16 protein-coding genes are annotated in these 21,593 nt (G+C 61.4%); 4 read left to right on the plus strand and 12 right to left on the minus strand.

The window, feature by feature from the left end:
- Window position 1: 1 nt before the first annotated feature.
- From ACA073_RS12935 to glgA, 4 genes are read right to left on the minus strand one after another with little or no spacing between them, the layout of a single operon-like run.
- On the minus strand, window positions 2–2,779 hold the full coding sequence (locus tag ACA073_RS12935; RefSeq protein WP_497403912.1) for a malto-oligosyltrehalose synthase: 2,778 nt from the start codon (window positions 2,777–2,779) through the stop codon (window positions 2–4).
- Window positions 2,776–4,854 carry a 4-alpha-glucanotransferase gene (gene malQ, locus ACA073_RS12940; RefSeq protein WP_497403914.1) on the minus strand — a complete coding sequence of 693 codons (2,079 nt, stop codon included), beginning with the start codon at window positions 4,852–4,854 and terminating at the stop codon, window positions 2,776–2,778. Before malQ ends, ACA073_RS12935 begins: the two co-directional genes overlap by 4 nt.
- Entirely contained in the window at window positions 4,851–6,647 is a 1,797-nt protein-coding gene (gene treZ, locus ACA073_RS12945; protein WP_497403916.1) for a malto-oligosyltrehalose trehalohydrolase, read from the minus strand. Before treZ ends, malQ begins: the two co-directional genes overlap by 4 nt.
- Before the next feature lie 14 nt (window positions 6,648–6,661).
- Window positions 6,662–8,248, minus strand: a complete 1,587-nt coding sequence (glgA, locus tag ACA073_RS12950; protein ID WP_497403918.1) for a glycogen synthase GlgA — start codon at window positions 8,246–8,248, stop codon at window positions 6,662–6,664.
- Window positions 8,249–8,781: 533 nt separating this feature from the next.
- On the opposite strand from glgA, the gene ACA073_RS12955 reads away from it, so the two are divergent.
- Complete coding sequence (locus tag ACA073_RS12955) at window positions 8,782–9,594, plus strand: crotonase/enoyl-CoA hydratase family protein (protein WP_497403920.1); 813 nt, start codon at window positions 8,782–8,784, stop codon at window positions 9,592–9,594.
- Between the two features lie 7 nt (window positions 9,595–9,601).
- A complete protein-coding gene (gene nudC / locus ACA073_RS12960; protein WP_497403922.1) occupies window positions 9,602–10,432 on the plus strand; it encodes an NAD(+) diphosphatase in 831 nt (276 codons plus the stop codon).
- Here nudC and ACA073_RS12965 read toward each other — a convergent pair.
- Window positions 10,400–11,179 (minus strand): TSUP family transporter, encoded by a 780-nt coding sequence (locus ACA073_RS12965; RefSeq protein ID WP_497403924.1) that lies wholly within the window; start codon window positions 11,177–11,179, stop codon window positions 10,400–10,402. The genes nudC and ACA073_RS12965 overlap by 33 nt on opposite strands.
- Before the next feature lie 180 nt (window positions 11,180–11,359).
- Window positions 11,360–12,598, minus strand: a complete 1,239-nt coding sequence (locus tag ACA073_RS12970) for an acyl-CoA dehydrogenase family protein (protein WP_497403926.1) — start codon at window positions 12,596–12,598, stop codon at window positions 11,360–11,362.
- Window positions 12,599–12,943: 345 nt separating this feature from the next.
- On the opposite strand from ACA073_RS12970, the gene sfnG reads away from it, so the two are divergent.
- Window positions 12,944–14,035: a dimethylsulfone monooxygenase SfnG gene (gene sfnG, locus ACA073_RS12975; RefSeq protein WP_497403928.1), complete on the plus strand. Its 1,092-nt coding sequence runs from the start codon at window positions 12,944–12,946 to the stop codon at window positions 14,033–14,035.
- A gap of 137 nt (window positions 14,036–14,172) precedes the next feature.
- On the opposite strand, the gene ACA073_RS12980 is transcribed toward sfnG, so the two are convergent.
- A complete protein-coding gene (locus tag ACA073_RS12980; protein ID WP_497403929.1) occupies window positions 14,173–14,649 on the minus strand; it encodes a nuclear transport factor 2 family protein in 477 nt (158 codons plus the stop codon).
- A gap of 56 nt (window positions 14,650–14,705) precedes the next feature.
- A complete protein-coding gene (locus ACA073_RS12985; protein ID WP_497403931.1) occupies window positions 14,706–15,269 on the minus strand; it encodes a TetR/AcrR family transcriptional regulator in 564 nt (187 codons plus the stop codon).
- Between the two features lie 218 nt (window positions 15,270–15,487).
- On the opposite strand from ACA073_RS12985, the gene pssA reads away from it, so the two are divergent.
- Window positions 15,488–16,831 carry a CDP-diacylglycerol--serine O-phosphatidyltransferase gene (gene pssA, locus ACA073_RS12990; protein WP_497403933.1) on the plus strand — a complete coding sequence of 448 codons (1,344 nt, stop codon included), beginning with the start codon at window positions 15,488–15,490 and terminating at the stop codon, window positions 16,829–16,831.
- Here the strand turns inward: pssA and ACA073_RS12995 are convergent.
- The 4 genes from ACA073_RS12995 to efeO (ACA073_RS13010) form a co-directional block, all read right to left on the minus strand.
- Window positions 16,826–18,004 carry an MFS transporter gene (locus tag ACA073_RS12995; RefSeq protein ID WP_497403935.1) on the minus strand — a complete coding sequence of 393 codons (1,179 nt, stop codon included), beginning with the start codon at window positions 18,002–18,004 and terminating at the stop codon, window positions 16,826–16,828. The genes pssA and ACA073_RS12995 overlap by 6 nt on opposite strands.
- Before the next feature lie 166 nt (window positions 18,005–18,170).
- A complete protein-coding gene (gene efeO / locus ACA073_RS13000; RefSeq protein ID WP_497403937.1) occupies window positions 18,171–18,995 on the minus strand; it encodes an iron uptake system protein EfeO in 825 nt (274 codons plus the stop codon).
- Window positions 18,996–19,020: 25 nt separating this feature from the next.
- The gene (gene efeB / locus ACA073_RS13005; protein ID WP_497403939.1) at window positions 19,021–20,319 is read right to left on the minus strand and encodes an iron uptake transporter deferrochelatase/peroxidase subunit; all 1,299 of its coding nucleotides are present in this window, start codon (window positions 20,317–20,319) and stop codon (window positions 19,021–19,023) included.
- A gap of 17 nt (window positions 20,320–20,336) precedes the next feature.
- Entirely contained in the window at window positions 20,337–21,536 is a 1,200-nt protein-coding gene (gene efeO / locus ACA073_RS13010; RefSeq protein ID WP_497403941.1) for an iron uptake system protein EfeO, read from the minus strand.
- Between the last annotated feature and the right edge of the window lie 57 nt (window positions 21,537–21,593).

Here is a 21,593-nt window from a genome sequence, read left to right on the forward strand (position 1 = left end):
CTCAAGCTTTCGTGCAGAGTTGGATAAAGAGATTGACCGGGAAATCCCCCAGCGCGGCGCTAAGCATCAGCTCCTTGTGTTCTGTGACTGCGACGCTGGAAAAAAGTCCCTTCAGATTGTCGTCAGGGGTGGTCAACGGTAATTTGACCCGCGTATCACCCCACTGCTGCGCGCCGACCCGGGGTTCGGCGCTGTTTTCCAGCAGGCCTGCACAGCGTATCGGTACGATCACGATAGCCTGCTTCTGGTTGTACGAACGCGCAAATGCCAACACCCGGTGCGCCTCGCTGCCGACCACTTCCAGCGCTTGATACGACCCTCGCTGAAACAGCTCGGCATGCTCGGCGCGCAGGTTCAACGTGCGGGCGATCAGGGTTTGTTTGATACGCCCGTCTCGCCAGTTCGCCAGCAGATCAGGCAGGTCCAGAGCACTGTCCGTAGCGTGTTGGCGGCTGGCGTAATCCACCGGGCGGCGGTTGTCCGGGTCGACCAGCGAGAAGTCCCAATACTCGTTGCCTTGGTAAAGGTCCGGTATGCCCGGCACGGTCATGCGCAGCAGGGTTTGCGCCAGGCCGTTGAGTGCACCGGGTGCAGCCATCGACATCGCCGCTTTACCGAGGCCTGCGCGCAGCCGTTCACCTTCAGGGCTGAGCAGCAGGCGTTCGAGGAATTGGTGACACGCTTGTTCGTAAGCGTCGTTGGGTGCGCTCCAGCTGCTTTGCAACTTGGCTTCGCGCAAGGCTTTTTGTTGCCACTGCCACACACGTTGAGCGTAATGCTCGTACGCCGCTTGATCGTCATTGCGCAGATCCAGTGGCCAGCTGCCGAGAAGTGCTTGATACAGGATCAGCTCATCGCCCGGGGACGGCATCTGATCGTCTTCGCGCAGCGGCCGGGCCAGCGTCCGCCAGAGCAACACCTGCTCGGCAAACCACGCGCTGCGTTCGCTCAACACCGCCAGCCTGGCGCGGGTGTCTTCGCCGCGTTTGTGGTCATGGGTCGCGGTGGCCAGCAGATTATCGGGGAATTCTTCAAGGCGATTGAGGCACGCGGCATGGAAGTCGGCCACCGGTGCGCTGAATTGCTCGGTGCTGAAACCCACGTCGTTGCGCGACAGCAAAACCGCCGAGCGATAGAACGCGGTGTCTTCCACGGCCTTTGCCGCCGCCGGGGACGTCAGTTGCTGAAAACGTACGCAGGCGTGCTTGAGGATCTTGCGCGGGCGACCTACCGGGCGTTTGCGCCACGGTTCACCACCCAGCCAGCGGGCGAGGCAATCGAGCACGGGCCAATCGGCCTCACCAAGGGTTTGCCGCGCACCCTCCATGGCTTGCTGGAAAAACACATCGTCTTGCGCGGAGCGCCCACGGGGGCTGATGTAGGTGCGGTACACCGGAAAGTGCACGATCAATTCCTGCAACGCCCGCCGAATCGCACCGAGGGTCAGATCGCGAGTCATCAGGTCGTCCCGGGCCACTTGCAGCAGGGCCTGGGCGACACTTTCGAAATCGCCGGCAAGGGAGCCATTGAGGATTTGCTGACGCGCCAGCTGCGCTTCCTGACGAAAATCGGCGGGCCGTTCGCTGTAGCGACTCCACAGTTCACCCAGGGTTTGTGCGCCGGCGGGATCATGCTGCAGCAACGACAACTGGTTCATGAATTCGTAACCGGTTGTGCCATCCACCGACCAGTCACTGTGCAGGGTTTCCCCCTCGCCAAGGATCTTCTCGACGTAGATCGGCAAGTGCCGACCCGGCGCCAGGCTGTCGACCCGGCGCCGCAGTTTGCGGCAGTAACCACGCGGGTCGGCAAGGCCGTCGATGTGGTCGATGCGCAATCCGTCGATCAGGCCCTCAGCCACCAGTTCGAAGATTTTTGCGTGGGTCGCTTCGAACACGGCCGGACGTTCCACGCGCAGGCCGCCCAGTTCGTTGACATCGAAAAAGCGCCGCCAGTTGATGTCGTCCGCTGCCGTGCGCCAACTGGCGAGGCGATAGCTCTGGTGCTCCAGCAACTGATGCAGACGCTGGAAGCCGTCCGGTGTGAGCGAATCGTAGGCTTTCAGGTTCTGTTCGATGGTTTGAAGCACGGCCGGGTCGCTGGCGAGTTCGCGCAGCTCGTCTTTCAACGGCATCGCCAGACGGTGGGCGTCGGTCTGATAACTCAAGGTGCTGAAGCGGTCGGCCAGTGATTTGAGTTGCTCGTCATCGGCTTTCAGCAGTTCGCCGTAACTCATCGGGCAAATCGGGAAATGATGGTCGTAGTGTTCGACGTAAAACGCGCCGTGTCGTGCATCGAAGCGCAAGGGCAGGGTGCCGTCCTGCAACGCAACGCCGTAATCGCTGCCGAGGAAGGGCAACAGCAGCTGGCCTTCCATCAACGGGTCGGGCGAATGCCACTGGATGTCGAAGAACTCGCCATAAGGACTCAGGCGTCCCCATTCCAGCAAGTCCAGCCACCAGGGGTTATCGCCGCCGCCGACGGCCATGTGGTTGGAGACGATGTCGAGAATCAGCCCCATGTTCTGCGCACGCAACGCGCTGACCAGCCGCCGCAACGCCGCTTCGCCACCCAATTCAGGGTTGACCGTGGTCGGGTCCACCACGTCATAGCCATGCATGGAGCCGGCGCGGGCGCTCAGCAACGGCGAGGCGTAGACATGGCTGATGCCGAGGCTGGCGAAATACGCCACCAGCGGCACCGCATCGTCGAGCGTGAAGCCTTTATGAAACTGCAATCGCAACGTCGCGCGCAGCGGTTGAATGCGTTGCTGATTCATCGGTCACGCTCGGCGGCCTGAAGTCGCGCGCAAGCGAGCAGTTCCAGGCGCCGGGCGGCGTCCGGGTCATCGAGCAGCGCTTCGCTGGCACCGGGCAAGCGTCGCGACCAATTGGGATGAGTGTCGATGGTGCCGGGCAGGTTGGCCTGCTGTTCGATGCCCAGGGCATCCTCCAGCGGCAGCAACACCAGCGGCGCGCGGGTATGACCAAGGAAACGAATGGCCGCGTCGAGCACCTGATCGGTTTCGTGGGACTCCTCGCGGAAGTTCTGCGGGTCTTCCCTCAACACCCGACGCAGCCCTTCGCGCTCCCGTTCGCGATGATGGCGCCACTCGATTTCACTGTGGGCATCGACCAGCCCCAGTCGGGCGTTCCAGTCGATATCGCGGCCATGCCACCAGCCATTGAGCGTGGGCAGGTCGTGGGTGCTGGTGGTTGCCAGGGCGTTGTCCGGCCAGTCGAGGATCGGTTTGAAGTGCGCGTTGTCCTGTTCGAACAACATCACGCGCATGCCGAGAATCGAGCGGGCGATGAGTTTTTCCCGCAGACCGTCCGCCACCGTCCCGAGATCCTCGCCTAGGACGATGGCCTGATGCCGATGGGATTCCAGGGTCAGCAGGCGCAGTAGATCGTCAACCGGGTAATAGAGGTAAGCACCGTCAGCGGGTGATGCGCCGTTGGGGATCACCCACAGCCGTTGCAGGCCCATGACGTGATCGATGCGCAGGCCGCCGGCGTGGGCGAAGTTGGCCCGGAGCATTTCGATGAAGGCGCGAAAGCCGTTGCGCACCAGACCTTCGGGCGAGAACGCGGAAATCCCCCAACCCTGGCCGGTGCGGTTGAGAATGTCCGGCGGCGCGCCCACGGTCAGGGAGGCGAGCAATTCGTCCTGGCGGCTCCAGGCCTGGCTGCCACCGCCGTCGGCACCCACCGCCAGGTCAGCGATCAAACCGATGCTCATGCCGCTGCTGCGGGCCGCGGTTTGCGCGCGCTCCAGGCATCGGGTGATCAGCCATTGGCAGAAGGTAAAGAAGCCGATGCGCCCGGCATTCTCTTCGGCGAATTCGGCCAGCGCCGCGCTGCGCGGATCGCGCCATTGCTCGGGCCATTCGCGCCAGTCGAGGTTTTCACCCTTGGCCGCGCGGTCTTCCTGGATGGCTTCGAAGCGGCAGTGGTTTTCCAGGGCTTCGCCGGCAGCGTGGCGGAAACTGCTGAAGTCGGCATGCAGCGGGTGTTCGCCCTGGACAAAGCCTTCGTACAACGCCTGCAACAGACGATGCCTGGCTTCAGCCGCGACGGGCCAGTCGATCAGGGGCAATTCTTCCAGGTGCTTGAGTTCAGCGGCGAGTCCCGTGGCATCAATCGCCGCGCGCACCGCTCGCTCGCCAAGGATCGCGCCGGGCGCGGCGTACAGGCTGTTGAGAAACAAACGGCTGGATGGTGAATAAGGGCTGTAGCGCTGGGTGTCGCTGCTGAACATCGCGTGCAGCGGACTGATCGCCAACGCTTCGGCGCCACGTTCACCGGCCACCCGGGCGAGATCCTCCAGTGCCTGGGTATCGCCGAAACCGCCATCGCCGGGACGGCGCAGCGAATACAACTGCACGCTGAGGCCCCAGGCGCGCGGGATCGGACTGTCGACGGCATCGCCGACGCTGTAGCAGCGCGTCGGTGCCACGGCCAGCGTAAAGGATTGCCCGTCAATGCTGACGTGCTGGTAACCGATCGGGATCAGACCGGGCAACATCGCCTCGGCATCCAGTTTCAGGCTGAGTCGCGAGCCGTCTTCGAGGTGGATCTCGCAGGGGGTTTGCGGTTCAAAGTAATGCGCCAGGCTGAGGCCCACGCCAAAGTCGGCGGTCAATAGCGGCGGCAGGTGCCGGGTCTGTTGCACCTGCAGCAATTCAAGCAGGCTGGCGTCGATTTCCTGTGCGCTGCCGGCCGGGTGGCCGAGTCCGGTCAGGACATTGCGTAACACTGATGGAGCGACTTTCTGTGGGCGGCCGTTGGCGTCGATCCAGTCGACCGCCAGGCCAGCTCGGCTGGCCAGTATTTCCAGTTGCGCATCGCTCATTGGCGCTCTCCATCCGGGGTTGGCAAAGGGGCTGCGGGCGTGAGGCTGACTAGCGCGCAATACGGGGCAAGCGTGCCCTGATCCAGCAGGTCGGCGGACTTCGGCGGGTGTTCGAACAACAACGAAGCGTTGGCCTGCGGGGAGTGGACCACCGGCTTGTCGCTGAGGTTCAGGTCAATGCGCAGCAGGCTGCCATCGCCCAGTTGCCAGCGCGCCGTCACGGCGCCTTGTGCCAGTACGTCCGCCCCCAACGGGTGGGCGCCCGGCAAGCGGGCGATGATCTGCTCATGACGGATCTGCAACAGTTGGCGATACAGCTCGTAAATGGCGGAGTGTCGGCTCGCCGTCAGGTTCGGACGGGAGTCTTCAAACGTCTGCTGCGCGTTCGGGTCGGGGATCTGCTCGCGTTTGTCCGGATCGGCAAATGCGCTGAACGCGGAAAACTCGTTACGTCGTCCTTCGCGAACCAATTCTGCGAGTTCGCCGTGATGGCTGGTGAAGAACAGGAACGGTGCTTGCGCGGCGAATTCGTCGCCCATGAACATCAGCGGGATCATCGGTGACAACAGCAACAACGCTGTCGCGGCTTTCAACGCGTCGGGATGGGCCAGTTGGTGCAGCCGTTCGCCGAACGCGCGATTGCCGATCTGGTCATGATTCTGCAAGAACAGCACGAACGCCGTGGGTGGCAAGTGACCGCTGGGCTCTCCGCGGGCTTCGCCATGGCGGTTGGTGTGGCCCTGAAACACGAAGCCCTGGCTCAGGCAGCGGGCCAATTGTTCGGTGGGGTTGTCGGCGTAGTCGGCGTAATAGGCATCGGTTTCACCGGTCAGCAGCACGTGCAACGCGTTGTGGCCGTCGTCGTTCCACTGCGCGTCAAAACCTTCCTGTAGCAAGCTGGCCTGATTGTGTTCGTTCTCGACCGTCAGCCACACATGCCGCGCCGGATTGGTCTGCTGGCGAATCCGTTGCGCCAGTTCCTGAAGAAAATCCGGGCTTTCGATGGCGTGTACCGCGTCAAAGCGCAAACCGTCAAAGCGGTACTCCAGCAACCACATCAACGCATTTTCGATGAAGAAGTCGCGCACCTCGCGGCGCCGGAAGTCGATGGCCGCGCCCCAGGGTGTGTGCTTGTCTTCATTGAAGAACGCCTTGGCATAGCGATGCAGGTAATTGCCGTCCGGGCCGAAGTGGTTGTAGACCACGTCGAGGATCACCGCCAGACCATGGCCGTGGGCGGTGTCGATCAGGTGCTTGAGTTGTTCGGGGGTGCCATAGGAAGCCTGGGGCGCGTAGGGCAGCACGCCGTCGTAGCCCCAGTTCCGTTCACCGGGAAATTGCGCAATGGGCATCAGCTCGATGGCCGTAATGCCCAACGCCGCGAGGCGCTCGAGGTGCTGTTCGACTTCGCTGAAACCGCCCAGCGCACCGACATGCAACTCGTAGATCACCGCCTCGTTCCATGGCCGACCCAGCCATGTGCGGTGTTGCCAGGTGTAGGCGAGGGGATCGACCACCACGCTGTGCAGATGAAGGTCACCGGCCTGTGCGCGGGAGGCCGGGTCGGGTACTTCAATCTCTCCGTCGATGTTGTAGCGGTAACGCGTGCCGGCGGGGCAACGCGTCTTGATCACGAACCAGCCATCGGCCTGGGGCAGTAGTGGCAAGGATTGTCCATCTTCCAGTTCGACACTGACAAAAAACGCATCTGGCGCCCACAAGGCAAAACGCGTGTGTTCTGCGTCCAGCATGATTGCGCCGTGGGGCCAGGTCTCATGGGTCCGTAACGGCATCGTTGAAAAACCTCTTACTGTCTGTTCGATTTCCCCAGTGCTTTAGCCACCAGCTGTTCATAGAGTTCGGCGTAGGGTTCGACCGCTTTGCACCAGTTGAACGGCGCAGCCATGGCGCGGCAGCGCATGGCGTTGAGCAGGTCGGGATAGGCAAACACCTTGAAGGCCCGGCTCAAGGCTTCCTGATAACTCTCTACGGTGGATTCGTCGAACAGGAAACCGGTCACGCCGTTTTCGATGGTGTCGGCCAGACCTCCGGTGTTGCGGGCCACCGGCAACGAACCGAAGCGCTGGGCGTACATCTGGCTCAGGCCGCACGGTTCATAACGGGACGGCATCAGCAGGAAATCGCTGCCGGCGAACATACGGCGGGCGTCCGTTTCGTTGAAACCGATGCGTACACCAATCTGCCCGGGGAAACGCAGGGCCAGCTCGCGCATGGCTTGTTCTTCTTCCGGTTCGCCACGGCCGATGATCGCGATCTGGCCACCTGATTTGACGATGTACTCGGACACGGCTTCGGTCAGGTCCAGGCCTTTCTGGTAGACCAGACGCGAGACCACGGCAAACAGCGGGCCTTCTGAATCGTCCAGGCCGAACAGGTCGCGCACGTGCGCCGCGTTGACCGCTTTACCTTCCCAGTCACCGATGCTGAATTGGTGGAACAGGTGCGAGTCGGTGGCGGCGTCCCAGCTTTCATCAATGCCATTGGGAATGCCGCTGAGCAGGCCCTGCTGGGTCTTGGCGGCGAGAAAGCCGTCGAGGCCACAGCCGAAGGCCGGCGTGGTGATTTCCTGGGCGTAGGTGGCGCTGACCGTGGTGATGTGGCTCGAATAAGCCATGCCGGCCTTGAGGAACGACATCTTGCCGTAGAACTCCATGCCTTCCTGTTGCAGGGCATGCGCGGGAATGCCCAGCTCCGGGCAGGACCCGAGACTGGTCACGCCTTGATAAGCGAGGTTGTGAATGGTGAACAGCGTCGGGGTGCGCTGCCCACGCCAGTGCATGTACGCAGGCGCCAGGCCGGCGGGCCAGTCATGGGCGTGCACCAGCTCCGGGCACCAGTGAATCTGGGCGAGGTTGGCGGCGATATCGGCAGCCGCCAGGCCCAGGCGGGCGAAGCGGATATGGTTGTCCGGCCAGTCGCGACCGTTGTTTGCGCCGTAGGGCGACCCTTCGCGCTCGTAGAGTTCAGGGCAGATCAACACGTAAATGACCAGACCGTCGGGCATGTCCATGCGGCCGATCTTGCAGGGGGGCAATGCGGCGTGACCGCCCAGCTCACCAATGACATGAATCGGGTTTTCGCTGTTCAGCACTTGCGGGTAACCGGGGATCAACACACGCACATCGTGCAATTGCGCCATGGCCCGGGGCAGTGCTGCCGAGACGTCGCCCAGACCACCGGTCTTCACCAGGTCGGCGATTTCCGAGGTCACGAACAGGACTTTCTTTCGATTGGGATTCTGAATGGACACCGGCGTCAACGTCTTGGTGCTCGGAACGCTGATCGATTGGGCAGTTGGGGCACTGACGACGCTCGATTCGCCGACCTGCTGATGAGCACGTTCTCCCTGGACATCTAAACCCGCACTGATCATATGAATCTCCCGTGTTGTTGATCTAATTCTCAGGTCCGTTCGTGGCCAATTCCTGTGGCCGAGCGCAAACGCGCCACGCAGTGGCAAGCAAAGGCTTCCCATGCGCTGAAGCAGTATGGCTGGAGAGGTCGTTGCAAGGATTGCACCAGTCGCAACGCACTTACCTTTCAGAAGACCGACCCAAAACCGCAAAAGTTTAGATTTTTTTTGCACTTTGTGACCGGCCGGTTCTACCCCGCGAAAAGGAGTCTAGGCCAGAACTTAGAGCGGTGAGGAAAATGTTCGACAATCGGTTCAAAGAGGTACGAACGTCCATGAATAGCGCTTGAACGCTCCGACGAAGGGCATGTTTTTCCGCGAACGAGCCCCAAAAAGTAATCTGACTTTCACACGAATGTGCCAGCGCTGTACGTTTTGCGCACCATCGTAGTGCGCTCAGCGGTCCTGCTTTTGGCCGAACCGCTGCCTTACTGCCGAACGGGATGCCTTGTTATAGTTCGGGCCTCTTTTTTGCCCGGTAAAGGATCACTGCCATGTCTGAGTACACTGCGTTCACTGTCGAACTGGCCGATAAAATCGCCCATGTGCAAATCAATCGCCCGGAAAAGATCAATTCGATGAACGCCGCGTTCTGGAGCGAGATCATCGAGATCTTCCAGTGGATCGACGACACCGACGAAGTGCGGGTGGTGGTGCTCAGTGGCGCCGGCAAACATTTCTCGTCCGGCATCGACCTGATGATGCTGGCCGGCGTGGCCAATGAGCTGGGCAAGGACGTTGGCCGCAACGCGCGCCTGCTGCGACGCAAGATTCTGGCGCTGCAAGCCTCCTTCAATGCCGTCGACAATTGCCGTAAGCCGGTGCTGGCGGCGATTCAGGGTTATTGCCTGGGTGGCGCGATCGACCTGATTGCCGCCTGCGACATGCGTTACGCCGCTGAAGATGCGCAATTCTCGATCAAGGAAATCGACATCGGCATGGCCGCCGACGTCGGCACATTGCAGCGCTTGCCGCGGATCATCGGTGACGGCATGCTGCGTGAACTGGCTTACACTGGTCGCTCGTTCGGCGCCGAGGAAGCGCGTGGCATGGGCCTGGTCAATCGCGTCTACAGCGACACCGCCAGCCTGCTCGACGGCGTCATGGGCATTGCCCGCGAGATCGCCAGCAAGTCGCCGATTGCGATCACCGGCACCAAAGAGATGATCAGCTACATGCGCGACCATCGCATCGACGACGGCCTCGAATATGTCGCCACCTGGAACGCCGCCATGCTGCAATCCACTGATTTGCGCGTGGCCATGGCCGCCCATATGAGCAAACAGAAACCCGAATTTCTGGATTGATTGAAAAATGACTTCACGCTGGACCACCGCAGTACTGGACACCGATCAGCCGGGCGGCTGGGCCGTTGCGCGCAGCCCTGAAGGCTTTCTGTTCGATGACAATGGCGCGCTGTTCCCGCGTGAATGGCTCAAGCGTCAGGACCTGTCGATTCTCGCCGAACATGGCATCGGCCACCTGGATGGCGAGCCGGTGTATCTGCTGGAGCTGCGCAGTCACAGCGAAGTGTCGGGCTGCAACTGGAAAGGCCTGCGGGCGTTCATGCTCGACGGTGATCACGCCGTTTACAAGGTGCTGGGTTATGCCGCGCAGATCGGCACCTGGGCCCGTGAGCACCGCTTTTGCGGCAATTGCGGACAAGCCACGCAGCAAGTCATCCGGGAACGGGCGATGTACTGCGAACCGTGCGACCTGCGTTATTACCCGCGCATTTCGCCGAGCATGATCGTGCTGATCACCCGTGGCGATGAAGTCCTGCTGGCGCGTTCACCGCGTTTTGTCACCGGGATCTACAGCACGCTGGCGGGATTTGCCGAGCCGGGCGAGTCGGCCGAAGACTGCCTGATTCGTGAGGTTCGCGAGGAAGTGCAGATCGAGGTCAAGAACATCCAGTACATGGGCAGCCAGTGCTGGCCATTCCCGCACTCGATGATGCTCGGCTTTCACGCCGAGTACGCCGGTGGCGAGATTGTGTGCCAGGAAGACGAGATCGAGGACGCCCGGTGGTTCAACGTGCACGAGCTGCCGCCGTTGCCGGCGTCACGCTCGATTGCCCGCTACCTGATCGACGTCTATGTGGCGCGGCGTTTAGGCCACGCTGAACCAGTGTTGCCAGGCTAGCCGCACGGTCAGGCCCAGCACCACGGTGATGAACACCGGACGAATGAACTTGGCTCCGCCGCTGATGGCGGAGCGGGCGCCGAAGAATGCACCGACCATCACCGACAGGCCCATGCACAGGCCGATGATCCAGTCCACTTGCCCGGAAAAGATGAACACCGACAGCGCTGCGATGTTGCTAACGAAGTTCATGCTGCGGGCCACGCCGCTGGCCTTCACCAGGTCGATGGGGTACATCAGCAGGCTGCTCACGGTCCAGAACGCGCCAGTACCGGGGCCGGCCACGCCGTCGTAAAAACCGAGGCTGAAGCCTTGGGTCGATTGCCACTTTTTCCTGATCGGTGCGTTGCTGTCCAGCGGCGCTTTTGGCGTACCGCCAAACAACAGATAAATGCCGCAGGCGAACACAATCACCGGCAGCATTTTGTTCAGCCATTCGGCGGGCAGGTAATGCGCAACCACCGCACCGGTCAACGCACCGACCAGCGTACCGACGATGGCGTGCACCCACTGCCGGGGATGGAACAGCTTGCGTCGGTAGAAGGTGAAACTGGCGGTGGCCGAGCCGAAGGTCGAACTGAGTTTGTTGGTGCCCAGCACCAGATGCGGCGGCAGGCCGGCGGTCAGCAGCGCCGGCGTGGTCAACAGCCCACCGCCGCCGGCAATGGCGTCGATGAAACCGGCAATGAAGGCGACAACGGCCAGAATGGCCAGGGTGGTGAGGTCAACGCTGAGTTCGAAAGGCATGGAATCGGCTTATTCGGCGGGGTGCAGCAAGTGGCTGCGGGAAGGGCCGATATCTTACCTATATCCAACTTCTGCGGCGACCTGTCTGGCCTCTTCGCGGGCAAGCCCGCTCCCACAGGGGGAACGCATTTCAAATGTGGGAGCGGGCTTGCTCGCGAAGGCGTCAGCCGTGACGACACATCACTTGAAGGCAGGCCCATTCCCGATCTGCCACACAAACGGCGGCTCAGCCCCGTTAATCTCCCAATCCCCGACAATCCGCGCCTTGTAGATCACCGGATTGTGCGACGACACGGTCCGCGCATTGCGCCAATGCCGATCAAGGGATTTACCTTCGCGAATATCCGACGCCCCCAGCGCATTGAACAGCTCGGAGGTGGCCCGCTGAATCAACTCCGAAACCACCACCTGCGCTTTCGCCGATTCGATTTCGGCGGCGACATTCGCTGCCCGTTCCAGCGCCTCATCCCCCGAAAACCGCGCCAGATAAGCCCGTTGCGCCGGTTGCGCGGCCTTCAAAGCGCTAGCCTCGGCGGCGTACACCCACGCCGCCACTTCCCCGACCACCTGCTGAACCTGCGCATCCTCACTGGCGCGCGGTGCGTTGCCATGGCTGTAAATACGTTTGCGCTCGCGCACCTGATGCGCCACATCACGCAACGCGGCGCGACCGATCCCGGTGAGCGTCGCGAGCAATACGAGTTGATAAAACGCGGTCTGATACTTGAAGCGGGTGGCGAAGTCGATGACGTTTTCGGCGTCCACCTCGGCATCGATAAACCGCGACGTGCCGCTGCCGGTGGTGCGCTGGCCGAAACCGTCCCAGTCATCGCTTTGCACGATGCCCGGTTGCCGTGTGCGCACCGCCGCAATCACGTCGCCACCGGTGTCACTGCGCTGGGCGTAGACATCGATCCAGTCAGAAAACAGGCTGCCGGTGCTGTAGAACTTCTCACCGTTGAGCCGCCAGCGGTCGCCATGGGGCGTGACTTTGGTGATCACGTCGCCGATGGCCACGCTGCCGATTTCGGTCCAGGCGCAACCGACAATGTCACCCTCGACGAAGCGTTTGAACCAGAGATCCCGGGCCGGTCCCGGCGTGGCGTTCAAGCGGTCCTCGGCAAACGCGAAATGCCCGCGCAGGGCTTGCGGCACGTTGGAATCGGCTTCCGCCAGTTCAATCAGCAGCTCAAACAACTGTGGCAGGGATGCACCGCCGCCCCCGTACTCGACCGGCACGCGCACCGCGCCAAAACCGGCTTCCTTGAGCCATTGAATCGGTTCGTAAGGCAGGCTGCGCGACTGCTCGCGCTCAACGGCCCCGGCGGCAATGCGCTGGAAAACAGGCCGGAACTTTGCGGCCAGCGCTTCATAGTCAGTGCCAATGGACAGCGGATTGATTACCTGGTGTTCGGTCATGGGAGCAGTTCCTTGGATCGGCAGTTAGTGCCGAGGGGGATTGCACGGTCCATGCCGGGTAGAGGCAGTCAGGATTTGCTGAGGTGTAGGGATTCAGATGCCGCTTGAACTGTTGCTGGACCAACAGCTGCGCAGCAAATTGCCCTGACACACCCCAATCATTGTGGGAGCGGGCTTGCTCGCGAAAGCGGTTGAACATTCAACATCTTTGTTGGCTGACATACCGCTTTCGCGAGCAAGCCCGCTCCCACAGGGGTTCTCGTTAGGCTCAAGACAGTCGTGTCAGGCACTGGCACGGTTGCTGCTCTCACCCAAGGACACTCCTAAAGTCCCGAGGACACGCCAATGAGTCAGCAAGCCGTCAAATTTGCCTACTGGGTACCGAACGTCAGCGGCGGGCTGGTGGTCAGCAAGATCGAGCAACGCACCCACTGGGGCATCGACTACAACCGCAAACTGGCGCAACTGGCCGAAGAGGCAGGGTTCGAATATGCCCTGACGCAGATCCGCTTCACCGCCGGTTACGGTGCCGAGTACCAGCATGAGTCGGTTGCCTTCAGCCACGCACTGCTGGCCGCCACGACGAAGTTGAAAGTGATCGCAGCGATCCTGCCCGGTCCTTGGCAGCCCGCGCTGGCAGCCAAGCAACTGGCAACTATCGATCAGCTGACTAGCGGCCGGGTCGCGGTGAACATCGTCAGCGGCTGGTTCAAAGGTGAATTCCAGGCGATCGGCGAACACTGGCTGGAACACGATGAGCGCTATCGTCGTTCCGAAGAGTTCATCCGCTCGCTCAAGGGCATCTGGAGCGTGGACAACTTCACCTTTCGCGGTGACTTCTACCGCTTCGACAATTACAGCCTCAAACCGAAACCGCTGGGCCAACCGGAAATCTTCCAGGGCGGCAGCTCCCGCGCGGCGCGAGACATGGCGGCGCGGGTGTCGGACTGGTACTTCACCAACGGCAATACCCCTGAAGGCATCAAGGCGCAAGTCGACGATATCCGGGCCAAGGCAACCGCGAACAGTCATTCGGTGAAAGTCGGGGTGAACGCGTTTGTCATCGCCCGCGACACCGAAGAAGAGGCGCGAGCGGTGCTGGCGCAGATCATCGATCAGGCCGATCCGGACGCGGTGAATGCCTTTGGCGATGCGGCGAAGCAGGCGGGCAGGGCGTCCCCCGAAGGCGAGGGCAACTGGGCTAAATCGACGTTCGAAGATCTGGTGCAGTACAACGACGGCTTCAAGACCAACCTGATTGGCACACCGCTACAGATTGCCGAACGGATTGTGGCGTTGAAAGCGGTGGGTGTGGATCTGGTGCTGGCAGGGTTCCTGCACTTTCAGGAAGAGGTGGAGTATTTCGGCAAGCGGGTGTTGCCGTTGGTGCGAGAGCTTGAAGCGCAGGCCAGCGTGAAACAAGCCGAAGTCGCCTGAACACCACAAAACCCCTTGTGGGAGCGGGCTTGCTCGCGAAGGCGGTGTGTCAGTCAACTAAGATGTTGAATGTTAAGCCGCTTTCGCGAGCAAGTCGGATCGCCGCACCGTCGCTCCCACATTTGATCTCGGTGAGCTTATAGACCGAGGTCGGACAGGCTTGGATAATCATCCGGCCGACGACCCAGCGGCCAGTGGAACTTGCGGTCGCTTTCCTTGATCGGCATGTCGTTTATGCTGGCGAACCGGTTGGCCATCAAACCGTTCTCGTCGAACTCCCAGTTTTCGTTGCCGTAGGAACGGAACCAGTTGCCCGAGTCGTCGTGCCATTCATAGGCGTAGCGCACGGCGATGCGGTTGTCGGTGAAGGCCCAGAGTTCCTTGATCAACCGATAGTCCAGTTCCTTGGCCCATTTGCGCGTCAGGAAACCTTTGGCTTCTTCGCGGTTGTAGGCGAATTCGGCGCGGTTACGCCACTGGGTGTCCAGGGTGTACGCGAGGGACACACGTTCCGGGTCACGAGCGTTCCATCCGTCTTCGGCGAGACGAACTTTCTCGATGGCCGATTCACGGGTGAAGGGCGGCAATGGCGGACGAACTTCGGCGTTAGGCATTTACAGTCTCCCTGTCAAATTAAAGTTCAGGCAAGTTGTCGGGCTTGGTTAACGTGTTACAGGTCCAATAACTTTCGCGCCATGCATTGCGCATTATCGGCGGCACTGTGATCACCCATGACAAGCGCCACGGTAATGGCACCGTCGATCAGGATCAGCAGCTGTTTGGCCAGCGTCTCCGGATCATGGGCGCCCTGTTCGGTGCAGAGTTCGCGCACGTAGTCGAGCAGCTTCTGTTTGTGTTCTTTGGCGACCAGGCGAACCGGATCATGCGGGTCGCCGGTCTCACCGCTGGTGTTGATGAAGGCGCAGCCACGAAAGCCTTCCGAGGCAAACCAGGCCTTGAGCACGGTAAACAGGTTGAGCAGGCGATCGGCCGGGGTTTCGGCCTGGTCGACGGCGCCTCTGTACCAGTGCATCCAGCGCACGTCGCGCCGTTGCAGCGCCGCGACGGTCAGCTCCTCTTTGTTGGCGAAGTAGCGGTAAATACTTTTTCTGGAGACGCCGGCAGTTTTCACCAGAAGATCCATGCCGGTGGCAGCGATGCCACTTTTGTAGATCAACTTTTCGGTGACATCCAGAATGATGTCGCGGGTTTCGTTGCTAGTGATTTCGTTCATGTTGCTGACAGTAGAACGATCGTTCTCCTTGGTCAAGCGAGTATTTGTGGCGTTAATGAAATCGCCTTCGCGAGCAAGCCCGCTCCCACATTTGAAATGCGTTCCCCCTGTGGGAGCGGGCTTGCTCGCGAAGGGGCACTCAAAGACACCAGCAAGACCCAAGCGAATCGATGGTGTAAGCTCTCAAACTCTCCGGATTTCGACCCATTGCGAGCCCTATGCCGTCGCTTTTCAAACGCTCTCTGCTGCCCAAACTGCGCAGTTTTCCGCTGACCGCCGATGCCGTCACCATCCTTTCTGGCGCTGCCGAGTTTCGTCGTTGCCTGCTGGAAAAAATCGCCGCAGCGACCCGGCGCATCTACATCGTCGCGCTGTACCTGCAACAGGATGAAGCCGGCCAGGAAATTCTCGATGCCTTGCACGCAGCCAAACTGGCGCGTCCGGAACTGGACGTGGTGGTGGTCGTCGACTGGTTGCGCGCCCAGCGCGGCTTGATCGGTGCCGGCAAGCAGCCGGGCAACTCGGCGTGGTATCAGGAAACCACGCGCACCCACGAAAGCGTTGTGCCGGTGTACGGCGTGCCGGTGCAGACCCGTGAGCTGTTCGGCGTGCTGCATTTGAAAGGCTTCGTGATCGATGACTGCGTGATCTACAGCGGCGCGAGTCTCAACAACGTCTACCTGCACAAGTTCGACAAATACCGCTACGACCGCTACCACCTGCTGCAGAACAGCGCTTTGGCCGATTCGATGCAGCACCTGGTCCAGCACGGCCTGGTCGCCTCCAAAGCAGTGCACCGTCTCGATTTGCCGAACCTGCCGACCACTCGCAGCCTGCGTAACGACATCGGCGACCTGCGCAGCCGCCTCAAGCACGCCGCGTACGACACTACGACGGGCAGCACGGTCAAGGACGGTTTGTCAGTCAGCCCGTTGCTCGGGGTGGGCAAGAACAACCCGTTGAGCCGGGTGATCTGCGAGTTGATCGCCAGTGCCCAGCATCAACTGACGATCTGCACGCCGTACTTCAACCTGCCGCTGGCGGTGACCCGGGAAATCAACCGGGCGTTGGCGCGGGGCGTGAAGATCGACATCGTGGTTGGCGACAAGACGGCGAACGACTTCTACATTCCGCCGAGCGAGCCGTTCAAAGTGATCGCGGCATTGCCGTATCTCTACGAGATCAGCCTGCGGCGCTTCGCCAAGCGTCATCATCGCAGCGTCGACAGTGGTCAGTTGAACCTGCACCTGTGGAAGGACGGCGATAACACCTATCACCTCAAAGGCATGTGGGTCGATCAGCGCTACACCTTGCTGACCGGCAACAACCTCAACCCGCGAGCGTTCCGCCTCGATCTGGAAAACGCGTTGCTGATTGATGATCCGAAAGGGGAGTTGCTGGCGCCGCGTCGCAGCGAGCTGGCGGAGATTTTCCAGCACACCACGCGAATCGAGCGCTATCAGGATCTGGAAGCCCTGCCGGATTACCCGGCGGGCGTGGCCAAGTTTCTCAAACGCGTCAGTCGCGTGCGCATTGAACGCTTGCTCTATCGCATTCTATAAAGCCTGACGCTGCCGGGGCCCTGGCCACAGGGCCACCAGCAGCAGCAACGCAGCGGCCACCAGATACGGCAAGCGCGGTTCGATGCCGTAGATCAGCGTGGCGGCCAAGGGTCCGATCACCACGCCGAACCCTTGAGCGGCGCCGATGGAACCGGCGGTCGCGCCTTGCTCCGAGGCCTCGACCGCATTGGCGGCCAGTGCGGCGAAGGACGGGAAAATCAGGCCCATGCCGCCCGCCGAGACAAAGAAGCACAACCACAAGCCCCACGCGGTGTCGGCAATGACGGTGCCGAAAAAGCCCAGCGCAGCCACCACCGCGCCGCCCCGAATCAATCGCAGCGGCGGCCACTCCAGTCGACGCACAACCAATTGCGAACAGATCAACGCGAAACCGACCATGGTCAGGGCAATACCGGCCGTTTGCGCGGCGTCGGCCGGGCTCATGCCGAGTCGGTCGAGGGCAAAAAAGCCAACGGTGATCTGGGCGATAGACACGCACAGCATCGCCACGAACGCCACGGCCATGGGCCGGCGCAGCCGTGGATCATTCAGGTGAACCTTGCGCGGTGCCTGGCGCAAATGCAGCTCCTGAGCCTTGAGCTTGTAACGCAGCACGAGGAACGCCAACAACGGTAAAAAAGCCATGGCGTAGAACGGCAGACTCAGGCTGTATCGGGACAGCAAGGCTGCGATCGCCGGGCCGATCACCAGCCCGCAGGCGTTGGCAGCGCCCAATGCGGCCATGGCTTTGGCCCGGTGTTGCGGTTCGACGTTGTCGGCAATCAACGCATTGCAGCCCACCGGGATCGCCGCGTAGAACGCGCCGATCAGCCCGCGCCCGAGCATCAGCCCGATAAACGCCAGCAGCGCCGACGGCAGGAATCGCAACGAAGTGTCGATGAACAGGCACAAGGCCCAATAGGCGAGGGTGAATCCTGCCGTGCCGAGCAACAGAATCCGCCGCCGCCCGAAGCGGTCGCTGGCCTGACCCCACGGACGCGCCAGCACCATCCAGATCACCCCGGACACCGTCACCGCCGCACCGGCCTGCCAGGTGGCCAGGCCCAATACCCGGGCGATGGGCCCGATCAAAGAGACGAACGCCATCATCGCCATGGTGCAGGCCATGTTGGCGACCATGAGCGGGCGCAGGTCGAAGGTTGGGGCGGACATGGGTGAGTCTTCCGTGATCTTTTGTTATTGGCGGGGGATGTTAGCAGGAGGGAGATGTGTTGAGGCTGAAAATGCCTTCGCGAGCAAGCCCGCTCCCACAGGGGATCGCATACCTCTGTAGGAGCGAGGCTTGCCCGCGAAGAGGCCTGCTCAAACGCTACAAAAATCAGTTCAATCCAAGCTTCCCACGCAACGTCGACAAGTCTTCAGCCAACGTATTCACCGGCCCGACCAGCGCTTTACGGTCGCTGTCTTTCACCTTGTCATAAGTCTCAAAACCACCCTCCTTGGTTTTGTACATGGCCAGTGTCTTGTTCACAGCCGCAAAGTTCTTGTCGACCTTGGCAATGAACGCCGCGTCCTGCTTCTCGATCTGCGGACGGAACAGGTCGACGATTTTCTTCGCGCCGTCGATGTTGCCCTGGAAGTCGTAAAGATCGGTGTGGCTGTAGCGATCTTCTTCACCGGAGATCTTGGTCGCCGCGACTTCTTCCAGCAACGCCGCAGCGCCGCCCACCACTTTCTCAGGCGGGAAGGTCAGGCCGGCCACGCGGGTTTGCAGGTCTTTGACGTCTTTGTTCAAACCGTCAGCCAACTCGCCCAGACCCTTGGTGCTCTTCTCGGAGAACAGCGAATATTCGATGCGGTGGAACCCGGTGAAGTCTTCGGCCTTCACGCCTTTTTCGTGGTCGTCGACACGGGAGTCGATGGACGCGTCGAGGTCACTGAACAGCTCGGCGATCGGCTCGATCGATTCGTAGTAAACACGGGTCGGCGCGTAGAGCTTTTGCGCGGTGGCCAGGTCACCTTTCTTTACCGCGTCGGTGAATTTCTGAGTATGGCTGGCCAGTTCGTCCAGTTGTTCGGTGACGTAGATCTTGTAGTCCGAGATTGGCCCCACCAGTTCCAGCGGCGCCGTCGCCGCGAAAGCCGAAAACGGGGTGTTGAGCAAACCTAGGGTCAGCAGTATCGCGAATGGCGACTTTTGCATGGGACGGTTCCGTGTTGGGGGTTGGTTATGCGATGGCTTTGGGTTGTGTGGCGTCAAGCAGCGAGCGACCGATGAAATCCTGATCGCCCCTCACACCCGGCAGGGTGAAGAAGTACCCGCCGCCGACCGGTTTGAGGTATTCCTCAAGCGGTTCGCCGTTGAGTCGGGTTTGCACAGTGATAAAGCCTTTTTCCAGATCGGCCTGGTAGCAGATGAACAACAAACCCATGTCCAGCTGACCGTTCTTGTTCACGCCGTTGGAATAGTTGAACGGCCGACGCAGGATCAGGCTGGCCTGACTCGCGGCAGTACGCGGGTTGGCCAGACGGATGTGCGCATCGAGTTTGGTCAGTTTTCCTTCGAGGTCTTTGGCGTAATCCGGAACCTCGGTTTCATGGGCACCGCCCATGGGCGCGCCGGTGCTTTTGACCCGGCCGAGGATGCGTTCCTGCTCCTGCAACGGCGTGCGGTCCCAGCGTTCGACGAAGTTGCGGATGATCCGCACTGCTTGATAGCTGCCATTCGCTGCCCATGCCGGTTCGTCGCTGCCGGGCTGGACCCAGACGATGCTGTCCATGGCCTTGGCGTCGTTGGAGTCGGGGTTGGCCGAGCCGTCGCGAAAACCCAGAAAATTGCGCGCACTCTGCGCCGGCACACCGGGTTTCGCCGGTGCTTGCGGCGGCACGCTGCCTTCCTGTTTCCAGCGCACCAGCAGCAGGTCCGGCAGGTTTTTCACAATGTCGCGCAGGGCATGGATGTTGGTGTCGGTGGTGTTGGCGCAGAACTGCAAGCTCAGGTCGCCGTGGCAGCAATCGGCTTCCAGCGCATCATTGGGAAAACCGACCATGCGGCTCAGCCGTTTCGGTTTGGCGCCGGCCAGGCCGAAGCGCTCGTCGAACAACGATTCACCCACCGACACGGTGATGGTCAGGTTGTCCGGCGTGACCATCGGGCCAAGAATCCCTGAATCCACCGGTGGCAGTTTCGGATCGACCTGCGCCACCGGGCCGCCCTTCCTCAGGAACGCGATGCGCTCGTTGAGCCTGCGGAACAGCCGCTCCAGGTCTTCGCGGTCGCTGGCCAACACATCGAACGACACCAGCATGCCGGACGCGGGGCGCGGGGTGACGATGCCGCTCTGGTGCCGGCCTTGGTAATCGTGGCGGTCCTCGGTCTTGTCGCTGCTCGGCGCTTCGGTGACTTGCGCGGGGCTGGCGGCCATGGCCGGGCAGCTCAATGCCGAACCGGCCAGGGCCACGCCGGCGGCGCCCATGCCCATTAATACCCGGCGCCGCTGAAGGTTGAATTGCTCTGAATCGTTCATCTGAAGTTCGTCTTCTGCTAGAGGCCGGAAAGGCCAAGGGCGGGATCGATTCCGTCGAGTGCGTCGGCCAGCGCCTTGGCCTTGTCGGCGATCTGTTTACGCTGTTCGGCGCTGACGCTGTCGTAGCTCGCGTAGCTGTTCTCGACCTTGAAGCCGTTGAGTTCGGCATCGAGGCTGGCGACGGCGCTGTCGAGGGTCGGCAGCAGTTCGGCGGCGGATTTGGTCAGCAGCGGACGCAACAGGTCGACGACTTTGCGGGCAGCAAAGAGATTGCCGGCGAAACCGTTCAGGTCGGTGTGGCTGTAGCGTTCTTCTTCGCCGCTGCTGGCGCGCACGTCACTCAGGTTGTTGAGATTGCGCACGACGATGCTGACCAGTTGTTCCGGCGGCAGCGATTGGGCGAGCAGTTGTTGTTTGAGCGTGGTGACGTCGGTCAGCAGACGCTGGGCGACCGGTGTCAGGCCGTCGAGGGTGCGTTGCTGGAACAGCGCATATTCGAGGCGATGGAAACCGCTGAAGCCCGGATCCTGCTCGCGTTTTTCAAAGTAATCGGCACGGGCATTGATCGTGTTGTCCAGTTCAGCGAGACGCTGTGCAGCCGGGGCAATGCGTTGATAGGCGCTGCGGGCCGGGACGTACAACGCTTGCGCCTGACTCAGGTCGCCGGCTTCGATGGCTTGTTCAAGCGCGGTGACGGCTTTGATCAGCGCGGTGCTTTGGCTGCTCAGGTAAACGCGGAACTCCGACAACGGCCCGACGAAAGCCACCATCGACGGCTTGGCTTTGGCGGCGGCATCGGAAGCCGCGGTAGGCGTTACGTGCAGGGTGCCGCGGGGATTGCTCAACAGGCCGCAGGTGATCGCATAATCGCCGGGCAACAGGTTGGCGTTGATCACCTGGCTCAGGCCGGGCGCGATGTTTTCCCGTTCTTCGACCACCAGCACACCGTCGAGGATTTCCCATTCAACGGCGCGGTCCGAGCGGTTGACGATGCGGAAACTGGCGCGACCGGCCGGCACCGTCAGCGCATTCGGCTCGCAGCTGTGCGGGTGAATGGTCACCAGCACTTCGTCATGGTTGCTCTGACGCTTGGCCGCGGCCATTTTCGAGGCGTAGTAGAACAGGCCACCGGCGGCGATCATCACGATCACCGAACCGGCCACCGCCCAGCGCAAGGCGCGGGGAGGGGAGGCCTGAGGAGGGGCTTGATTTGGCATGGGTGCCCTTACTGACTGGAAATAAATGCGTTAGCGCATGCCCCCTGTAGGAGCGAG

The organism is Pseudomonas sp. LBUM1670, from assembly GCF_059695695.1.

Coding starts and splice junctions, on each gene's coding strand:
- efeB (WP_497403939.1), bottom strand. CDS start 20,319: ATGAACGATTCAGAGCAATTCAACCTTCAGCGGCGCCGGGTATTAATG.
- efeO (WP_497403937.1), bottom strand. CDS start 18,995: ATGCAAAAGTCGCCATTCGCGATACTGCTGACCCTAGGTTTGCTCAAC.
- treZ (WP_497403916.1), bottom strand. CDS start 6,647: ATGCCGTTACGGACCCATGAGACCTGGCCCCACGGCGCAATCATGCTG.
- ACA073_RS12935 (WP_497403912.1), bottom strand. CDS start 2,779: ATGAATCAGCAACGCATTCAACCGCTGCGCGCGACGTTGCGATTGCAG.
- pssA (WP_497403933.1), top strand. CDS start 15,488: ATGCCGTCGCTTTTCAAACGCTCTCTGCTGCCCAAACTGCGCAGTTTT.
- ACA073_RS12970 (WP_497403926.1), bottom strand. CDS start 12,598: ATGACCGAACACCAGGTAATCAATCCGCTGTCCATTGGCACTGACTAT.
- malQ (WP_497403914.1), bottom strand. CDS start 4,854: ATGAGCGATGCGCAACTGGAAATACTGGCCAGCCGAGCTGGCCTGGCG.
- efeO (WP_497403941.1), bottom strand. CDS start 21,536: ATGCCAAATCAAGCCCCTCCTCAGGCCTCCCCTCCCCGCGCCTTGCGC.
- ACA073_RS12980 (WP_497403929.1), bottom strand. CDS start 14,649: ATGCCTAACGCCGAAGTTCGTCCGCCATTGCCGCCCTTCACCCGTGAA.
- ACA073_RS12965 (WP_497403924.1), bottom strand. CDS start 11,179: ATGCCTTTCGAACTCAGCGTTGACCTCACCACCCTGGCCATTCTGGCC.
- ACA073_RS12995 (WP_497403935.1), bottom strand. CDS start 18,004: ATGTCCGCCCCAACCTTCGACCTGCGCCCGCTCATGGTCGCCAACATG.
- sfnG (WP_497403928.1), top strand. CDS start 12,944: ATGAGTCAGCAAGCCGTCAAATTTGCCTACTGGGTACCGAACGTCAGC.
- ACA073_RS12955 (WP_497403920.1), top strand. CDS start 8,782: ATGTCTGAGTACACTGCGTTCACTGTCGAACTGGCCGATAAAATCGCC.
- nudC (WP_497403922.1), top strand. CDS start 9,602: ATGACTTCACGCTGGACCACCGCAGTACTGGACACCGATCAGCCGGGC.
- ACA073_RS12985 (WP_497403931.1), bottom strand. CDS start 15,269: ATGAACGAAATCACTAGCAACGAAACCCGCGACATCATTCTGGATGTC.
- glgA (WP_497403918.1), bottom strand. CDS start 8,248: ATGATCAGTGCGGGTTTAGATGTCCAGGGAGAACGTGCTCATCAGCAG.